The sequence below is a fragment of the Candidatus Syntrophosphaera thermopropionivorans genome (assembly GCF_004353895.1).
Lineage (GTDB): Bacteria > Cloacimonadota > Cloacimonadia > Cloacimonadales > Cloacimonadaceae > Syntrophosphaera > Syntrophosphaera thermopropionivorans.
The window spans coordinates 1-19,646 of sequence record NZ_SMOG01000016.1 but is presented as its reverse complement, the minus strand read 5'-3'; the positions used below and the strand labels follow the sequence as shown (position 1 = coordinate 19,646).

The following is a 19,646-nucleotide window of genomic DNA, read 5'->3' as shown; positions in this document are numbered from 1 at the left end:
ATTGATAGTGTTTATGTTTAAAAACAAGGTTAGCTACATACTACTTATCTTACTTGTAAGCTTTGCTGCTAAATCGCTTGAGGCAAAAAGTCTCGGTTATGCCTTGAGTGGTGGTGGTGCAAGAGGTTATGCTCATATAGGAATGCTCAAAGTGCTCGCTGAAGAAGGAATTTATCCTGAATATATTACTGGCACAAGTTTTGGAGCTTTAGTGGGAAGTTTGTATGCAATGGGTTATGAGCCAACAGAAATAGAATCCTTAACCACAAGCTGGGATGTTCTGGAATTATTTGATGAGCATTATAGACGAGAAGACCTTTATATTGGACAAAAGCGTTGGCCCAGTTATGGCAATTTTCGGCTTAGAATAAAGGAAAATGGTCAACCTGATTTTCCAACTGGTTTAATTACTGGTGTAAAACTAAATCAAGCACTGGCACAGGTTTATATGCCTGCTTCCAATTTCCAGGATTTTTCTAAACTACCAATAAGTTTTGCCGGACTTTATATAGATTTAGATACTGGTGAATTAATTGTTTCAACCAGCGGTTCTCTGATGCATACTATTAGAGCAGCAATTTCTATGCCAAGTTTGTTTACTCCTTTTGAGCTGAATGGACATCGTTATGTGGATGCAGGTTTACTGCAAAATATACCAGTCCCTCAAGTTAGGCGACTAGGTGCTGATAAAGTTATAACTTTAAAAGTTAATGCCGACCTTGCTGAAAAAAATCCAGATAATTTAATTGATATTCTAAGTCATACCATTGACATTGCAATGCATCAGAGTTATGAAAGCTCTTTGGCTTTAAGTGATTTAGTGTTAGAGCCAGATTTAAGTGAATTTGCCAATATGTCCTATGAAAAAGCTAAAGAGATAATTGATGCGGGAGAGCGTTATGCCCGAAATCATATTGACGAGATAAGAGCTTTTCGTGATTCACTTTTAGCCGAAGGTTATGAATTTAAAAAACCCAAAAAAATTCCTATCCCGGAAAAATATCCTATCCTGACTCAAGATTGTCGGGGTAATGTGTATGTTAGTAAGGCTAAAATTAAGGAATATTCAAGACTGGAAACACCCAAAAAATACTCTGCTGAAGAAATTGTAGCTGCTTCTAAAAGAATATGGAACTCGCAATATTTTAAAATGGTTTATCCTATTCTGGAACCAATAGAACATGGTTACAAACTCATCTTTTATGTTCAGGAATATGAAAGAAGAAATGTTATATTTAATATGAGTTATACCAGTGAGGAAGATCTTAACATAAGCGGGGCTATGGAACTTAATAACCTGTTATTAAAAAATTCTAAGTTACTAGCAGGTTTTACTCTTGGCGGAAGGTCAGAACTTAGTTTGGATTATGTTAAAAACTTCGGTGAGTTCTGGGGTTCTTATTTTCGTATTTTCCCCTATATCAGTGAAAAAAGATTGTATCTATATGATGAAGATTTTTATAAAATATCAAGCGTTAAATCTCTGGAGTATGGCATTACTCCAGGAGTGGGATTCTTTGCTAATAATGTCGCTATTGCTGAGGGATTCTTCTACAGTTATAGGACACGACTCTATCGTGATGTTTCGGCTGTCGCCCCCGTAGATTCTCTCTATTTAATCTCTGGTCTGGGTATTAAAGTTTATCATGAAAGTCTGGATGATGACATTTTCCCACTATCAGGTGTACGAGTTTTTTCCAAATTTAATTTCGCACCCTGGAATCAGATTAGTGATAGATTGTATAATAAAGCAGTATTGGAAATAGAAGCATATGCACCAATCGCCAGAAAGATTTCTTTGTACGGGAGCTATAATTTTGGAACCTATTTTGGTGCGCACGAGGAAAGCTCTCTTGATCCATTCTATTTTACAGGCTCTCAAGGTTATAGAGCTTATCCACGATATGCTATCAGTTCACCGCAATATTGTTATTACACAATTGCATCTATCATCAATCCGAAAAATAATGTATTTCTGGAAACTGGAGTGCAAGCTCTAAACTATACTAATGAAAACCTCTGGGATGTAAACCAGAAACTTGAATGGAGCTTTTATGCCGATATTGGATACAGAACTTATCTAGGACCTATTCATATTAGTGCCGCTTTAAGCAGAGAACATTCGCCCAGCTTTTATCTAAATGTTGGATACAATAATGATTTATTCTGGTTCTCCAGAAAATAAAAGCTTTACGAAAATATCTATTACTTTCTGTATCTCCTTCCTATAACATAACTTACAAGATTATTTTTACATTTATCTATCTAATTTATTACATTCTCCGCCCTTTATAGTTTCTTCCTTAACTCCTTCCTGTTCCTTTCTTAGCTAAAGAGCTAAGAGAGAAGTAAGTAGGAGTCAAGATGAAAACAATTTGAAATAGTTACAATAATTAGCTATAAGTTATGAATAAATAAGCTGGAAGATAGAGCTAAATAATATATAACCAATTGGCAATAAAGGCAATTATAAATAATAGTAGAATTCTTTGTTGTTGTTTTTTAGTAGTTATTAAGATTATTTTAATCTTGAAAAAAGTTGTACAAATTAATTGTATTATGAGGAAAATAGTCAAGAATAACATCAAAGGATTGTAGGATATAGCAGTAATAATATGACCCTGTAGGAGTGCAGTAAAGGCACGATATAAACCACAGGTAGGACAATTTATATGGGTAATACTTTTAAACCAGCATAAAGGTATCTTATAAGGAAGAAAAAGATATATTGAAAAATAGACTACCAGAAGGAAAAAGAAGAGTACAATAGGTATTATTCCGTAGGGGAAACGAGTATCAAGTTTTTCAACACGCAAGCGCATTGTTTTGGTCAGAGCTAAAATCTAAACGCTAAATATGGAATATTCCATTAGAAGCAGATGCAGCAACTCCCATAACGAAAAACATATAGGCTAAAATCATAACCAAGCCTAAAACGGTTAGAGATACGGAGATTATTCCCAGAATTCTTCCTGCATTGGTGAGGTCTCTACCTGATGGGTCCATAATACCGAGGTCCATTTTTTTGAGGTCTTCATTTCCAAATATCCAGGCTAGTAATCCAAAAATAGCACAGGTGAAAAGTCCTAATAATCCAAAGATCAATATTAACACTCCTCTATGTGGTTGCATAGAAGAATATCGCCAATATTGGTATTGTTGTCCTGGTGGCACTTGATTTTGTCCTTGAAATTCCATAAAATCCTCTTAATATTTAAGGTAGAACAGGGAAACATAATTTCCCTGTTCTAACCTTAAGTTGGTACAATTTTTTAAAGAGGTAATGCTGCGCTGATAAGGAAACAAGCAGCAAAAGAAATAATGGCATAAAGTTCAGGATACACGGCTAAAATTAGGGTGTTGGAAAAGACATTATGACCATTACCAATGCTTTCAATACCTGTAGCTACAACTCTTGCTTGAAAATATGCTGAGATAAGGTTAACTAACCCAGAAATTAATCCAGCGCCAAAAATAGCAGCTGCAGTAATCATATTAATATCTGCAACGACAAAACCTTTCAAAATAAAGAAAGCACCGAATCCATATAATCCTTGAGTTCCAGGTAGCGCAGATAAAATCATACAATTAGCAAAAACATCATCTCTTTTTTTCATAGCGGCAATAGTAGCACTTCCACCAATAACTGTTCCCCAGGCAGAACCTATTCCAGATAGTGCTACCATTAAAAAGAGACCTATCCAGGCTAAAATATAGGCAGTAGAGTGTCCAGAGTTAGCTAGAGCTTGTGTTGCTGAATTTCCTGCTTGTAAAAGAATGTAAGGCATTTAACCTCCAGTTTATATTTTTATCATTTTTTTATGTCCAAAGGGCTGATATGGAATACCAGGTCCCTGGAATCCTGCATTTTTATAAAATTCTACAAAGGTAAGACGTAAAGGATGCACAAAACCGCTTAATGCTCCTAAGGCAATATTTAGAGTATGACCTGCTACCATAAATATAAAGAAGATAATAGGTCCCACAAATTTAATGTTTAAAAATTGTAATCCAATAGAATTAATCACCATACCCAGAATAGCACTGGAAACACCTAAAGCAAATAGACGGATATAGGATAGAATATCACCAAAAAAGCCAGTTACAACATTGTATAATAACCATAAGCCACTGAGTATATTCACCAGTGGATTCTTAGCGGGATTATTGAAAAGTAGCATCAAAGCCAAACCGATCCATAAAAGGTATTTGGTATAAGGTGTGATAGAACTATTATCTACCCCTAAAAGTCCAGCACCTAACACGGTTAAAGATAATAAGAATAAGAAGGTTCCCAGAGGTGCCAGGAAATATTTTATACCACTTTGCTTTGCTTGTTTAACACCGTTAATAATAGTTCCAAATAAAATCTGAATGGCACCCAGTAAAAGCGAAAGATTAAATATCTGGCTGTTATCCCGAATAAGAATATATGGGTCTAAGGCAGTATTCTTTAAATCAAAGCCCAGAGCTGAGCCCATTAGAAATCCCATTATCATAGAAGATGTGCCAAAAATAACACCTAATAATCCTATGCTTTTGATGGCTGGATTCTTTACTTTACGATAGATTAATAAACTAAGAAGAATGAAGACTATCCCATAAACGATATCAGCATTACAAAATCCGAAGAAAAGCATAAAGAAAGGTGCAAAAAATGGGGTAAGGTCAAACTCATTATAATAAGGTAGCATATACATTTTGCTAATAGGTTCAAATAACCGAGCAAACCAATTATTGGTGAGGCTAACAGGAGGATTATCCTCTACGGTGGCATCAGCAGCAAAATATATCACATTCTCACTTTCCAGGAATTGTACGAGTTCCTTTTCCAATCTTTGAGGGATAAAGCCTTGCAAAATTTTAATTTTACCCTCTGCTTCATCAATTCCCTGTAAAACAGCTTCTTCATATTCACAGGTCTTACTGAGGTCTTCAATTTTGTTACTGAATATCTCAATTGCCGTAGGAGCAATGTTGTATAGATATTCATCTATATCTTTAATCTGATTTTCTATATTTTTAAGCTGGGATTCCAACTCCATTAATGTATGTTGATGGAAACTAAAGGGTTCAGCTTCAATATCAGGTTTTTCATCCGTGTATAAAACTACAAAATAAAGTATCCCATTAACTTCATTTATAATCTGAACAGCATATTCTTCTGACCATTGAGGTTTGAAATGGTTCTTAAGACAGGTGTAAAACGCAACCTTAATCCCAGATTGCTGAAGCTTTTTAACCAGATCATAATCAAAATGACCCCAGGGTGCCAATTCCCGGATTTGTTTGCGTAAAGTTTCTGCAAGACGCTCCAACTTTTCTTTTTCTTCTCTTGCCTGTTGAATTTTCTGTAGCAATACTTGAGATGGATAGGAGATAGAAGTTTTCTCAGAAGTAGAGCCAAGCTTTTTTAAAAACCTAAGCTGCTCCGCATATTCTTCCAGCTGTTCCATATTTTTCATTAATGTCTCAGTCTTTTCTTCTGTATTCTGAACCAGATGAACCACACCGAGTTTTTGTAAATCAGCCAGGAATTTAGGATAATCCTGATGATAGAGCACGAAGGTATATTTCCGCATTTTTTCTATCATACTGCAGCCTCCTGGCTAATACGAGTTTTCAGAATTTTTTGAGAAGCTTTGGAAAGATTTTCTTCATCTTCCAGGAAACGCTTAATTTTTCTGATGGCATCCTCATAGATAGGAATTTGGACTTTTTCATAGAGATTAACTTTTTGAGTGGTCTTTTTTCGCACCTGTTCTAAGATAAGCATTTTTCTCCAGAAGAACTCTCGTTCAATTCTCATTGCAGCTATTTCTTTTATCATTTCTATACCATCAAGATACCAGGAAGGTGTACTAAAAAGGTCATATTCACTAATCTCAAACTGTATATTTCCCAGAATAGGAACAGGTACTCCGGCAATTTTACGAGCAAGAAACTCCACATTTTCAACTTTAATGAGGCTGGGATCAAATTCTGCCCAGAGTTTCATAATAGGTTCCAGTTCATTTATTCTGGATTTAATCTTTCCGTCCAATTCCAAAGCACTGTCTCGAGCACGTTTCACTTCCATACGAAGAGCAGATTCCTTATTCTTTAGAGTAGGAAGTGCTTTTTGTCTGATTTTAAGCTGCTTCTCCAGCTGGAGTTGAGCAATCTTATTATATTGAAACTTGAGATTCATTCCTTATTCCAGTAAAGCTTCATAAATTCGTCTTTAATACCCACTTCTTCAGGTGTGAAATACTTACGGAAAAGTGCCCAGGTCTTATCCAGCATTTCTTCTGTATCAATATTCACATCAATAGCCAGAATCTGTTCTGCATAATCCCTGGCAAATTGCAATGCACGCTGATCGTAATCAGTTAAGTCAAAGCCATTCTCCAATTTAGTTCTTGCATTCATTGCATCTGCATTTAAACGAACGGAAGCACTCATCACTTGAGGATGATCTGCTCTAGTGCGTTTTCCAATAACTTTGTTTCTCAAACGAGAAAGAGATCTGGCTGGGTCTATGATAACCTTACCTATATCCGTATCCCTTCTTAAATAAAGCTGTCCTTCAGTGATATATCCGGTATTATCAGGAATAGCATGAGTGATATCACCACCAGAAATAGTTGTCACGGCAATAATAGTTATGGAACCGCCAGTTGGAAATTGCACCGCTTTTTCATAAATTTTGGCTAAATCTGAATAAAGTGAACCTGGCATTGAATCCTTGGAAGGAATCTGGTCCATACGATTACTCACAATAGAAAGAGCATCACAATAAAGAGTCATATCAGTTAAAAGGACCAGCACTGCTTCATTTTTCTGGATAGCAAAATATTCAGCAGCAGTTAAAGCCATATCAGGAACCAGCAATCTTTCCACCGGTGGATTATCCGTTGTATTGATAAAGGCAATAATCTTATCAATCACTCCTGCATTTTCAAAGGAATTTTTGTAATACAGATAATCATCATTAGACAAGCCCATTCCGCCAAGAATGATTTTATCTGCCTTAGTTCTTAAAGCCACTGTTGCCATAACTTGATTATAAGGTTGATCAGGGTCAGCAAAGAAAGGTATCTTTTGTCCCGTAACTAAAGTATTATTTAAGTCAATTCCAGCAATACCAGTAGCAATTAGTTCAGAAGGGTCCTTACGACGGACAGGATTAACGGAAGGTCCACCAATTTCTACTTCATCACCTTCAATCTCAGGTCCACCATCTATGGGTTCTCCATAAGCATTAAAGAATCTACCTGCTAATTGGTCACTAACTTTTAGCGTTGGTGGTTTTCCGAAAAAGATGACTTCTGCATCCGTTCCAATACCTTCAGTTCCTTCAAAAATCTGCAAGGTAACTTGATTATCTATAATTTTAACTACTTGAGCTAACCTTCCACCTACGGTTGCCAGCTCTTCATTTCCCACTCCTGTAGCTTGAACTGTGCAAGTAGCTTTAGTGATTTGAGTTAGTTTAGTGTATATTTTTTGAAATGCAGTTCCAGCCATTATTTCACTCTCCTTTCTGCAAGGATAGATTCCAGTTGAGCTTCATATTCTTTGAATTTATCACCTTGAAATGGTTGATAGTTCATCTGTATAAGAACATTTATTACGCGAGAATAAAAGGGTTGTAATTCCTCGTAGCTCTCAAAATCAAAGTTGGTATCACATATATTGAGTAAAAGATTCAGCATATAAGCCTGACGCTTCATTGGAGTAGATTTATCAATAGAGTCAAAGCTATCCTGCACCAGAATAATTCTGTCAATCAATTCACTTTTCCAGAAACGAGAATGATAATCCAGCGGAACACCATCATCACCAAGAATATTAATCTGGTCTTTAGCCTCTTTTCCTCTAAGGAGGATATCCTTTGCTTTGTATACTTTATCCACCCAGCCAGGAGCAATATTCTGGTTCAAGAATTCCTGGATTTCATCATATTCAAGATATTTGGAATAGGAATCAATAGGGTCTACAGCAGGATAACGTTTGCTATCTGCTCTATCTTGAGAAAGTGAATAGAAACAACGAGCTGCTTTCTTGGTTGATTCTGTGACTGGTTCCTTTAGATTACCACCTGCAGGAGAAACTGCTCCAATAAAAGTGATAGAACCTGTTTGACCATTATTCAGATAAACATATCCAGCTCGGGCATAAAAGTTTGAAATGATGGCAGGTAAATCCATAGGATAGGCATCTGGACCAGGCAGCTCTTCCATACGATTGCTCATTTCTCTCAAAGCTTGTGCCCAACGGGAAGTGGAATCTGCCAGAAGCAAAACTTTTAATCCCATAGAACGATAGTATTCACAAATAGACATCGCCGTATAGACTGATGCTTCTCTTGCTGCCACTGGCATATTGGAAGTGTTACATATAATAATAGTGCGCTCAATTAATTTTCTTCCCGTACGAGGGTCATCCAATTCAGGAAACTCGGTGAAAAGTTCAACCACTTCATTAGCTCTTTCTCCACAGGCAGCTACAACAATCAAGTCTGCTTCTGCATTTTGAGAGATACTGTGTTGTAACACAGTTTTACCTGTTCCAAAAGGACCTGGTGTAAAACCAGTTCCACCTTCCGCTATAGGATTTAGAGTATCAATAGTACGAATACCAGTTTCCAGAGTTTTGAAAGGGCGTGGTTTGGATTGATATGCCTTAATAGGAAGTTTTACTGGCCAATACTGTACCATTGTTAAAGGATATTCTTTCCCTTCTTTATCTACTACTACGGCAATGGTATCGGTTATCTTATAATCCCCTTCTAAAACAATAGATTTCACCTGATATTTCCCTTCCATTAAGAAAGGAACCATTATCTTGTGGTCAATCCAGTTTTCTGGAACAGAACCCAGCCAATCACCTGCTTCTACAGTATCATTAACTTTAGCTATAGGAGTAAAATGCCAGATACTATCTTCATCCAGAGGATCAGTATATTCACCTCGTGTGAGATACATACCTTCCATCTTATTAAGATCATCCTGAAGGCCATCATAATTTTTAGATAGCATACCAGGACCGAGTTTTACCTGTAGCATTTTATCCGTGAATTCAACTGTGTTTCCAGGTTTTAAACCGCGGGTACTTTCAAAAACCTGAGTGTAAGCAATATTTCCTGCTACTTTAATTACTTCAGCCATTAGTTTAACTCCATAGAGGTCTATATAACAAATCTCATTTTGTGAGACAGGACCATCCACTTCCACATAAACTAAGTTGCTGATAATTCCCTTAACCGTGCCTTTGGTCATAAACTTAACCTTCTATTTTTTGCTAATTGATTTAACTTTAAATTGTTCTGGGAAGGAGAAACTTTTAATTAGCGTATCTATAGTGCTTTCAAACACTTCTTTCCCTTTTACCGGCTCAAGCTTGATCCAGCGATTCAACATACGCAATTGTGCATCAAAGCCCAGGATGCGTTCTATATTAAAGTAATTGAAGAAATTAAAATCATCAATCCATTTCCATCTAAGTATATCGTAATGTTTTTCCCGATAGAGGATATTATTCTGTTCATAGATGCGAGAGATATTCTCAAAAAGTTCATTATCCTTTCCCAAACCAAAATCCATAGTGTGAACTTTAGCCAGTTTTTCCACCAGATCTCCTTCTCCAATTAGATAGGGAACATAATCAATATTGTGAGCTCTACCGTTGATAGCAATAATGATGTTTTGCATATCACGATTGAAATTGAACCACTGATTCAAAAAATCGTCTGTAGATTTACAACAAAATTCATAAGTGGCTTCCAGCAATTTATGTTTGATTTTTTGATAGGGTGGCAATTCTTCTTCCATATAAAGTTCTGTTAAAATTTTATGCAGGAAATCTGGAAAGATTTTAAACTCTTTTCTGACTGGTAAGGTTGGCTCACCTGCCCGTTCTTTCAGATGTTCTTTATATTCATTGTAAAACTTTATGCTTTCTTCATCAACCGGATGTAGCATATCATTTTTATTATAGATTACATTTAGCAATTCCATCACTTTTTCAGGCAAACGCAACCATCGTAAGAGCTGAAAATCAGAGGTAGTAATATGCTCTTGTGCATCCTGCAAAAACTCATCTGGAGAAAAGGGAAGCTTGCTATCTTCAATTGTTATAACCGGTAACCCAGTTACAAAATAGTAATATTGAGTGTGCATCAATAACCTATGATTTGAAAAGTATCTTATTGCTACGCGGTCTTAGATAGGATTTAAATAGGTTAGCGAAATCCTCGTCAGTGAAACTTAATTTGTAGCTTCCATCACTCGGAGTGAGTGCAAAACCAGTTTTCATTTGAGGTGAAAATTCTACTTTCAATCCCTTAGAAGCTCTTTCTGAAAGGGATTGTAAAAAGAATTTATCTAATTTATCTTCCATATTTTGACTGATGATTATCTTGCCTTCTGATTCTTTCCAGGCAGAAACTGTTTCCAGAATCATTTTTTGGAGGAATTGGGGGTCGGAAAAAACTTCTTGCAATTTTGTATTAAAAGCTTCATCCAGAAAGATATCAGTAAGCTTTTGTTTGACAGCATTGAGGGTATGTTGAGCTGCCATCTGAAGGTCAGATTCAGTGTTCTTCTTGAGGTCTTCTGCTTGTTTTCGTGCATCCGAAATAATTCTATCGGCTTCTGCTTGAGCTTTCTGAACAATATTTGCTGCTTCAGCTTTAGCTTTATCTAAAATCTGGTCAGCTTCTGCTTTGGCTTTATTAACGCCTTCTTCATATACACGCTGGAGCAATTCCTGTAACTGGTCGCTCATCATTTCTCCATTATAAAATTATTCTTCATTCAATTATTTTAGATAGTTTTATTTTGTCAATGAAAAAGTGTCTTCATTTATGTGTTTTAATCAGCTATTAGGATAAGATATGTGATTAAATAGATTAATCCATAACCTTCCTTTGAAAGAAATCTGTAAATGGCTATCTGTATCAGCTATATAATCATAAATCCTATTTCAGCAGTAGCATCTTTTTAATTTGATTGATACCATTTATTTCCAGCTTATACAGATACAAGCCTGAACTAACAGATTTACCCTTATCATCATTCCCATCCCAATCTATACTATAATTTCCACTGCAAATATTATCATTTAATAAAGTGCGAATAAGCTCTCCTCTGGAATTGTATACAGAAAGTTTAGCATATCCACTTTTGGCTACGGAGAAAGAAATGGTAGTTCTTGGATTAAATGGATTAGGATAGTTTTGAGCCAGTTGAAATGGAATCTGTAAAGCATCATTATTTCCCGTATAGGGGTCAGGAGGAATGGTGGTAAATTTAATGGCTAACCCAGGTTGTAAAGTATGAGCTGTGGGAGGATAAGTATTAGCATGAGTATAGGTTAATCCAACTGTCTGAAGATGATTTTCAATTCCCACTGTGCAATAATTTGTTGTAACACCTGGATTATCAACAGTATGATATTGAATGACAATATCTCCATCACGATCTGTTTGAGGATAAAGAATAATCTGGAATTTTTCCAGAGAAGCATTTTCCATTAGGTCTATATTGTATTGATTATAGGCATCATTCCATTGGATAATAAATCTATTGTTGGCAGTATCATACCACCAGGAAAGACGCATATTATTAAAAATACCATTACCTTGTTCATCAGTCCCAATTTTCATTCCTTTCAGGTCATCCCAGTAGCCAGCAACCATAGTGTAAGGTCCAAGGGCAGCAGGAATATAACAGTTATAAAAATCATGCATTTGAGTAGGTATAAAAGAAATCCAGCCATTGGAGCACATTGTTAACTGATTGTAGTCTCTGCCATAAAAGCGGAAAGTGAATGGCAAATCTATTGTATGTGAACCATCATCCCGAACTTCCCAGATGGTTCCTTGACCTCCAAGTAGGGGGTCTGTTTCTATCCAGTTGTAGGTGGGAGCTTCATCAAATCCGATATCAAAATTGTCATATGCAAAATAACCATATTCATCTGGGCCGGTGGGGGAATTAGGTTCTGGAGTTCCAACGGTAACTGCATAATAGACTGTGGTGCTATAACCATTATCAGTTAAGACCATCTTCAGAGGAATATTTCTTCCATTCCAGGTTTCAGCACCTGTCTGGATAGTGGTATTGATGATAATAGGTTCATTCACAGCTATGTTTCCAATATGCTGAATTGGATTGGGGAAATCAGCTGCGTCAGTTAAAGAAATAATTTCAATGCTGGCATTTATCATAGGAGCAGTGCCAATATTTTGAATCTGAAAACTAACTGGACTGATATTACCGATTGCTATAAAGCCACTACTATTCAGAACGGTAAATTCTGCACCTCCTCCAAGTATTTGAAATTGGTGAAGTATATTATGTTCTGGTAGACTAAGGCTAAATGTAATAGGTTTACGAGGACGGATTGAAGGATTACCAATAATGTTAAAGCTTATATTATGAGTTTCATTAGGATTTAAGGTAAAAGGTTGGATGTTATAATCTACTGTGGCATCGTCTGTAGAGGTAATAGATAAAGAATTAACTGTATAAACGGAATTAGAATAGTTTTTCAAAGTGATTTGAGCAGTGATTTCAGTGTTAGGATTGAGGATGGAACCTTCTACACTATTATCTTCTATTCCAATTCGAGCAGGTTCAGAACAAGTTAAAGTGCGAACTAAAGGGACATAATTATCTTTAGTTATAGTAATAGTCAAATTGCCAGTAACTTCAGAGTCAATGGGTAAGATTGCAAATCCATCTATTACCTGGCTATATGTGAAATCAGTTCCATTTTTTGTGCCTGTGACTATTGCACCATTTAGATGAGGAGCATTAATTCGGATATGAGAATCACTTTGAGCAAAGGTTAATCCTCCTTCAATAACGCTTTCAGATATAGTATCAGGAACCAGAACCCACATCTTTAAACTGGGATCAGCCTGAATATTATAAACATGGAAGTAGAAAGCTACATATTGATTATCTCCTATATCATTAGGGAAATTCTTATATAGTTCTATCTTTCCTATAAGGACACTGGTGGCAAAACAACGGACACCATAATCAAAGATACTACGAAAAGCACCACTGGCTATGGAATTATTTAGTCTGGTCTTGGTATGTAAATCTGAAGGACCAACAAATGCCACGCATCCATTAGGCTGAGCTACACTTCCCATGCGCATCCATTTTTCCCCAAAACTGGGATTAACTGGATTGGCAAAGTCACCTGTATTACAAACTATGGAAAAGACCACAGGCATACGAGGACCATTTTGAGTGGTGGCAAGGTCTGGTATATGAAAAGCTGGATAATGCCACCCATTAGCATCACCCCAACCTCTATAACTCACAAATTGCACTCCCTGATTAATGGAAGTTATAATATTTGATGTTCCTGGATAGGTTGGAGGATAGAAAACTGTATCTACAGCCGTATAACCAAAATTTAACATCTTATCTCTTAGCCAGCGAGACATTTCTATAGGAGTAGTTGGACGGAGACCACCTTCTGCATAGTTTCCTGCTACGGCTAATCCTCTTGTCATCCAGCTGGTATTGGACATATAGGGTGTTTTTTCATAGCTTACGGATTTATTAACCATTGACATAAATTCTGCTATATCATTAAAAGAAAAGCGTCCTACTAACATTTCTGGGAAATAATCATTTCCTTCAATAAAGGTATATTGATTGTCATCCGCATCGTTTTCTTGATATTCAGGAGAGGGGAAAAAGGCAGTTGGAATGCTATAAGTACCCTGATTGGTAACATCTCCTAAAAGCAGCAAATGGTCGCAATGGTATTGATTATAGTGGTTCTGGATGAATTGTTTGAAATCGTTAACTGTGTTACCTATATCGGATTTATAAGCAACATAAACTTCAAAACCCTGTGATTTCTTCCATTTGATAAATTCAGTCTGATAATTTGCCAGGTTAGTGTGGCTGATGATGAGCATTTTAGGACGCGAAAGAGGCAAATCACGAAGATAGGAAGTTTGAAAATTGTCTGCTAAAGATTTATAAGCATCAATAAAAGATGGAGAGACATTTTCTGGTATTTCTATAGGTTCTGAGCCAGTAAGAGAAAAATCTGCCGAAGCAAGGGTACGGATAGTTTCATCTCTATTAATTTGTGTTTCAATCAAGATAGTATAGCCTCTCATTTCCCGGAAAGTAAAGCTGTTTCCAATTCTCAAAACATCCTGTTCTATTAATTGTTCCTGGTAAAGAAAATTACCTGAACTATCAAAAACATTCCATTGAAGATTTTGCACCTGCAAATCTATAGAATTATAAGGTAAAGCAAAAGTTTTAGAAATGAGAGTGGTCTCAGGAAATTCTTCAGTTTCTTTAGGCTGCTCTAAAACTGGAGCTACACGAACATTTTCCAGATGAGCAATCAGTCCTGTAGTTGTGGTAGTGTAGTTTTCATTCATAGCTGTGGCTAAACAGCATACTGCAAGCATTATAGCTATCCATAAATATCGCTTCATCAATAATCCTCCAGAAGTAATACTTTTATAATATGCAAAAAACATTCCGTAAAGAAGTAAGATATCTATAAAAATAATCCTTTACAATTTGGCAAGCTTTATGCTTAATATTATTATTTCTTAAAAGACCTATAATTAAGGATAGAAAATGAGGTATATTAAAAAATTAACCCTGTTATTAATGTTAACGATATTCCTATTGTTCAGTTGTGGAACTAATCATAAACTGACTCCTCCGGAAAATGTGAATATACTTGAATTTGGCACTGAATCTACTCTGGAAGTGGTCACTTGGAATCTTAAAACCTTTCCTGTAAATAATAATACAGTTCAGACCATATCTCAGATAATACCACAATTTAAAGTTGATATTATTGCCTGTCAGGAGGTAATGGACCAAAATGCTTTTTATCAACTGGCAAGTGCTATTCCGCAGTATGAAGCTTTAGTATCTAATGCCACCAGTAGCTATAGACTTGCCTATTTATATAATAAAGAAACGGTTCAGGTTAATGAGGTCTATCCCATATTTGTAGGGGAGAGTAACCCATTTCCCAGACCACCTTATGTCCTTGATTTTAATTATAAAGGCTTAAATTTTATATGTATCAACAATCATCTTAAAGCTCTGGGAGATGATTATATAGATGAAAGTGATGCCTGGGACGAAGAAGTGCGAAGAAGACTTGCCTGTCAAAAACTTGACCAGTATATCACTGAACATTTTCCTGATAGTAGAGTGATAGTGGTAGGAGATATGAATGATCAGATTGCCGAGCCTCCTTCCACTAATGTCTTTCAGGTTTTTCTGGATAAACCAGATGAATATTACTTTGCTGATTATCCTATAGCTCTAAATCCTTCATATGATAATGTCTCTTACCCTCATTATAGTCCACCTTCACATTTAGACCATATTCTAATCACCAACGAACTATTTGATGCTTTTGCTCAAGCAGATAGTATATGTCGGGTAATCAAGGTAGAAGAGTATATGGGTTCCTGGAGTACTTATTCTTCTATCATTTCTGATCACAGACCTTTAGGTGTGAGACTTTATTTTTCCAGGTAATTAAAGTTTCAGGATTCAGCTGGTTTTTCTAATTCAGCAATAGTGTCACGTAATTCTGCTGCTCTTTCAAAATCCAGTTTGGCTGCAGCTTGTTTCATTTCCTTTTTCAGAATCTGGAGTAATTTTTCTTTATTATCCAGTTCCAGATATTCGTAAAAATCCTCTTTTCGGAAATGATTTGATTTAGCTTTCTTTTCCATAGCATCATAGCCTTCAGCAATAGCAGTAGATTCCATAATCTGCTGAATAGTTTTGCTGATACTTTGAGGAGTTATACCGTGTTTTTGATTATATGCCAGTTGCTTAGCTCTACGACGATTAGTTTCTTCCAGAGTCTTCTTGATGGCATCAGTGATTTCATCTGCATATAAGACCACTTTACCATCCACATTTCTTGCTGCTCTTCCAGAAATTTGGATCAAAGAACGAGTAGAACGAAGAAATCCTGTTTTATCAGCATCCAGAATAGCAACCAGGGATACTTCCGGTAAATCCAGACCTTCACGCAATAAATTGACACCTACTATTACATCAAATTCACCTAATCTGAGACTTCTGATAATCTGAGCTCGTTCTATAGAATCAATTTCACTGTGCAGATATTTACTTTTTATTCCCGCTTTTTGCAGATATTGACTGAGGTCTTCACTCATTCTTTTTGTTAGTGTCATCACTAAAACTTTCTGATTTTTTTCCACTCTTTCCCTTATTTGATGGATGAGATCATCCACCTGATTACGGATAGGTTTTATTTCTATTTCCGGGTCCAGTAAACCTGTTGGTCTAATAACTTGTTCAACCACTTCTCCATTAGTGAGACTGAGTTCATAATCAGCTGGGGTTGCAGAGACAAAGATGACATTATGCATATAATTCTGAAATTCATCAAAACGGAGAGGTCTATTATCAAAAGCGGAAGGTAGACGGAATCCGTATTCCACAAGATTTTTCTTTCGCGTATAATCTCCTGCATACATTCCCTGGATTTGGGGAATAGTCACATGAGATTCATCTATCACCATCAGGAAATCTTCAGGAAAATAATCCAGGAGGCATTTAGGAGGTTCGCCAGGTTTTGCTCCAGCCAGATGACGAGAATAATTTTCTATTCCAGAACAATAGCCTAATTCTGTCAGCATCTCCAGATCAAATTTAGTGCGGCTCTGCAATCTTTCTGCTTCCAGATATTTTTGCTGGGAAAGAAAATAGGCTACTCTTTCATCTAATTCTGCTTCAATAGAGGCGATGGCTCTTTTTAAACGATCAGGATTGGTTAAGAAATGGATAGCTGGATAAACTGAATATTCTGCCACTTCTTCCAGACTTTGGTAGGTAACAGGATGGAACTTTTCTATTCTAACAATTTCATCCGCAAAGAATTCCACCCGTACAAAATGCTCTTGATATGCAGGATAAATATCTACAATATCCCCTCTAACCCGGAAAGTCCCTCTCTCAAAGGCAATGTCATTACGACTATAGTGAGCTGTTATGAGCTTTTCTAAAAGTTCATCTCGTTCTATTTGCATTCCTGTTTCCAGGTGTATTAAAGCTTCTCTATAATCTTCTGGAACACCTAAACCATATATACAGGAAACGGAGGCTACGATGATCACATCTCTTCTTTCCATTAAACTCATCGTTGCTCTAAGTCTCAATTTATCTATCTGTTCATTAATATCTGCATCTTTTTCAATGTAGATATCCTTACCAGGAATATAAGCTTCAGGTTGATAATAATCATAATAACTGATGAAGTATTCTACCGCATTTTCAGGGAATAGTTGTTTAAATTCTCCATAAAGTTGTGCTGCCAGAGTTTTATTATGTGATAGAACCAGTACTGGTCTATCAAATTGAGCAATCACATTGGCTATAGTAAAAGTTTTCCCACTTCCGGTAACCCCAAGAAGAACTTGATAGCGTTTGTTTTGACGCAGACCTTCAGTTAAAGCAGCGATTGCTTCAGGTTGGTCACCGCGGGGAAGGTAATCACTATGTAATTTGAAGATACCCATATTTTGTTTTACATCTCCTTCATTTTTGCTGGATAAATAACCAGCTCCTCCATCTTATTCTCCTTAGTATATAAAACAGGAGGCAAAAAGTTCCATTTTAGTTTTTGCTTGACTTTTACCATTTCTGTCAAATTATGGATACATAATTGCAGAGTTCCTGCTTTTTGTCGAGAAATTTATAGGGAGTTAGAAAATGCCAAATATGGAAGATTTTCAAGTTAATTATGATAATTTACTGAAGCTTGGGTATGCTGTCATTGATGTGCGTTACAAAGAATATGATGTCTGTTTTGATAGCTATAAACTGGTTATCGGAAGAGTAGATTCTGATAGAGATAGCTTCTACACTGAAATGCTTAAAATGTATACAACTATAGATTTCAAGCCCAATGAAATTTACGATATCTGGACTGAAATTCTGATGCATAAAATTAAAATGTGTCAGGTGTTAAACCGTGATATTGCTATAAAAGTTGCTGCTCTGGATTATATAGAAACTGTCTACAAAGCCAGATGATTGAGCAAAGCCTGCTAATTATTAAACCTAATGCTGTGGTACATCATCATATAGGGCATATCATTGCTATGGTTGAGCAGGCTGGTTTTAATCTCAAATATATTAATATTATCCGATTTACTCCAGAATTAGCCAGTGTTTTTTATGAAATGCATAAAGGGAAAAGCTTTTATGACCGGCTGGTTAATCTTATGTGTTCTGCACCCTGTGTGGGAATAATCGTGGAAAAGGAAAATGCCATTGAAGATTTGAGAGGTTTAATAGGTGATGTTAATCCAGAAAAAAGGAAAGTAGGCACTATCCGGGATTTTTTTGCAGAAGGAATAACGGAAAATGCAGTTCATGCCTCAGATAGCAAAGAAAGTGCAGAACGAGAAATCAACATCATTTTCCCTCAATTTGGCACCTAATTTATTTTACTTTATTCCCAACCATATATAAACAGTATCCATTTATATTTTATTAACTAAGTATTTTCAATAAGTTCTTTCTTGCCTCTATCCTGTGTCTCTCTTAGCTTTTTCTTGATTCCGCAGGTAAGCAAGAGCTAAGAGAGAGCTAAGGGAGTGATAATAATATTGATATATAAAAATAATTGAGCAAATAATATAAGTATCACAAAAAGAAATAACTCTACTAAAATTTCAGTCCTTCACAACTTTTAATCAATTCCTTAATTTGTTCCGCACTTACAGCGTGATTAATAGCCTGTCTTAATTCTGCTCCACCGATAATACCTTTAGTGTAAAAACAGAGCTGAGATCTTAACTCTTTAACTGCCACAGATTCAGGTTTAAAATGAGTCGCCATGTCAATATGACGCAACATAGTTTCAAGGATTAATTGACGACTTGCAGGAGTGTAATCATTGTTTTTTTCCAGTTGATGTATTTGCTGAAAAATCCAGGGTTTACCCAGAGCACCTCTACCAATCATAACAGAATCACATTTTGTCTCTTCATACATTCGCAGCGCATCTTCTGGAGTTTGAATATCTCCATTGCCTATTAGTGGGATAGAAAGTTGCTTTTTCAGTTCAGCAATATGTGTCCAATTAGCAGTTCCAGAAAACATTTGTGATTGAGTTCTGGGATGTAAACACAGGAAATCGGCTCCAGCATCTTGTAACCTCAAGCCAAAATCCAGATAATTTATAGATTTAAAGTCCCAGCCACTGCGGAATTTAGCACTTAAAAAACATCCTTTATCAAGAACTGCTTTCATTTCACGCACTATTTCTGCAGCCAGAACAGGATTTTTCATTAAAGCTGCTCCTGCACCTTTACGAACCACTTTCTTAGCTGGACAACCCATATTCAAATCAATAAAATCTGGATTCCAGGCTAAGCATAGTTCTGCTGCTTTAGCCAGAATATATGGTTCTGAACCAAAGATTTGGATACCGAAAGGGCGTTCCAGTCCATCAAATAAGATATAGGGAAGGGTCTTTTTTGTGTTTCGGACAAGTCCATCAGCACTAACCATTTCACTAACCATAACATCTGCACCGTATTCTTTACAAAGATGACGGAAAGCTCTATCGGTGTATCCAGCCATTGGAGCTAACCA

Annotated in this window: 16 protein-coding genes; 4 read left to right on the top strand and 12 right to left on the bottom strand. The window is 36.3% G+C overall.

The features are described 5' to 3' along the window. The first annotated feature begins 13 nt into the window (after positions 1-13). Positions 14-2,185, top strand: a complete 2,172-nt coding sequence (locus E0946_RS05315; RefSeq protein WP_133201430.1) for a patatin-like phospholipase family protein — start codon at positions 14-16, stop codon at positions 2,183-2,185. Positions 2,186-2,432: 247 nt separating this feature from the next. Here the strand turns inward: E0946_RS05315 and E0946_RS07480 are convergent, their stop codons facing one another. The 10 genes from E0946_RS07480 to E0946_RS05265 form a co-directional block, all read right to left on the bottom strand. Continuing rightward, the gene (locus E0946_RS07480) at positions 2,433-2,822 is read right to left on the bottom strand and encodes a DUF2752 domain-containing protein (RefSeq protein ID WP_133201429.1); all 390 of its coding nucleotides are present in this window, start codon (positions 2,820-2,822) and stop codon (positions 2,433-2,435) included. A gap of 28 nt (positions 2,823-2,850) precedes the next feature. Beyond that, the gene (locus tag E0946_RS05305) at positions 2,851-3,198 is read right to left on the bottom strand and encodes a hypothetical protein (protein WP_133201428.1); all 348 of its coding nucleotides are present in this window, start codon (positions 3,196-3,198) and stop codon (positions 2,851-2,853) included. A gap of 74 nt (positions 3,199-3,272) precedes the next feature. Continuing rightward, positions 3,273-3,788, bottom strand: a complete 516-nt coding sequence (locus tag E0946_RS05300) for a V-type ATP synthase subunit K (protein WP_133201427.1) — start codon at positions 3,786-3,788, stop codon at positions 3,273-3,275. Positions 3,789-3,800: 12 nt separating this feature from the next. Then, a complete protein-coding gene (locus tag E0946_RS05295; RefSeq protein ID WP_133201426.1) occupies positions 3,801-5,594 on the bottom strand; it encodes a V-type ATP synthase subunit I in 1,794 nt (597 codons plus the stop codon). Further along, a complete protein-coding gene (locus E0946_RS05290; protein WP_133201425.1) occupies positions 5,591-6,190 on the bottom strand; it encodes a V-type ATP synthase subunit D in 600 nt (199 codons plus the stop codon). The genes E0946_RS05295 and E0946_RS05290 overlap by 4 nt, the downstream gene beginning before the upstream one ends. After that, the gene (locus E0946_RS05285; RefSeq protein WP_133201424.1) at positions 6,187-7,509 is read right to left on the bottom strand and encodes a V-type ATP synthase subunit B; all 1,323 of its coding nucleotides are present in this window, start codon (positions 7,507-7,509) and stop codon (positions 6,187-6,189) included. The genes E0946_RS05290 and E0946_RS05285 overlap by 4 nt, the downstream gene beginning before the upstream one ends. Beyond that, a complete protein-coding gene (locus tag E0946_RS05280; protein ID WP_133201423.1) occupies positions 7,509-9,263 on the bottom strand; it encodes a V-type ATP synthase subunit A in 1,755 nt (584 codons plus the stop codon). The genes E0946_RS05285 and E0946_RS05280 overlap by 1 nt, the downstream gene beginning before the upstream one ends. A 12-nt stretch (positions 9,264-9,275) precedes the next feature. Further along, complete coding sequence (locus E0946_RS05275; protein WP_133201422.1) at positions 9,276-10,163, bottom strand: DUF2764 family protein; 888 nt, start codon at positions 10,161-10,163, stop codon at positions 9,276-9,278. Between the two features lie 7 nt (positions 10,164-10,170). Continuing rightward, positions 10,171-10,773, bottom strand: a complete 603-nt coding sequence (locus tag E0946_RS05270; RefSeq protein ID WP_133201421.1) for a V-type ATP synthase subunit E family protein — start codon at positions 10,771-10,773, stop codon at positions 10,171-10,173. A gap of 190 nt (positions 10,774-10,963) precedes the next feature. Continuing rightward, positions 10,964-14,470 carry a C25 family cysteine peptidase gene (locus E0946_RS05265; RefSeq protein ID WP_133201420.1) on the bottom strand — a complete coding sequence of 1,169 codons (3,507 nt, stop codon included), beginning with the start codon at positions 14,468-14,470 and terminating at the stop codon, positions 10,964-10,966. A gap of 148 nt (positions 14,471-14,618) precedes the next feature. Here E0946_RS05265 and E0946_RS05260 point away from each other — a divergent pair, with 148 nt between their 5' ends. Continuing rightward, the gene (locus E0946_RS05260) at positions 14,619-15,542 is read left to right on the top strand and encodes an endonuclease/exonuclease/phosphatase family protein (RefSeq protein ID WP_133201419.1); all 924 of its coding nucleotides are present in this window, start codon (positions 14,619-14,621) and stop codon (positions 15,540-15,542) included. Between the two features lie 8 nt (positions 15,543-15,550). Here the strand turns inward: E0946_RS05260 and uvrB are convergent, their stop codons facing one another. Next, positions 15,551-17,560 (bottom strand): excinuclease ABC subunit UvrB, encoded by a 2,010-nt coding sequence (uvrB, locus tag E0946_RS05255; RefSeq protein ID WP_133201418.1) that lies wholly within the window; start codon positions 17,558-17,560, stop codon positions 15,551-15,553. A gap of 193 nt (positions 17,561-17,753) precedes the next feature. Here uvrB and E0946_RS05250 point away from each other — a divergent pair, with 193 nt between their 5' ends. Beyond that, positions 17,754-18,077 (top strand): hypothetical protein, encoded by a 324-nt coding sequence (locus E0946_RS05250; RefSeq protein ID WP_133201417.1) that lies wholly within the window; start codon positions 17,754-17,756, stop codon positions 18,075-18,077. Further along, positions 18,074-18,487, top strand: coding sequence for a nucleoside-diphosphate kinase (locus tag E0946_RS05245; protein WP_133201416.1), 414 nt, complete (start codon positions 18,074-18,076; stop codon positions 18,485-18,487). The genes E0946_RS05250 and E0946_RS05245 overlap by 4 nt, the downstream gene beginning before the upstream one ends. A gap of 226 nt (positions 18,488-18,713) precedes the next feature. Here the strand turns inward: E0946_RS05245 and dusB are convergent. Beyond that, positions 18,714-19,646: tRNA dihydrouridine synthase DusB (dusB, locus tag E0946_RS05240; protein WP_133201415.1), on the bottom strand; the 933-nt coding region annotated here is incomplete at its 5' end.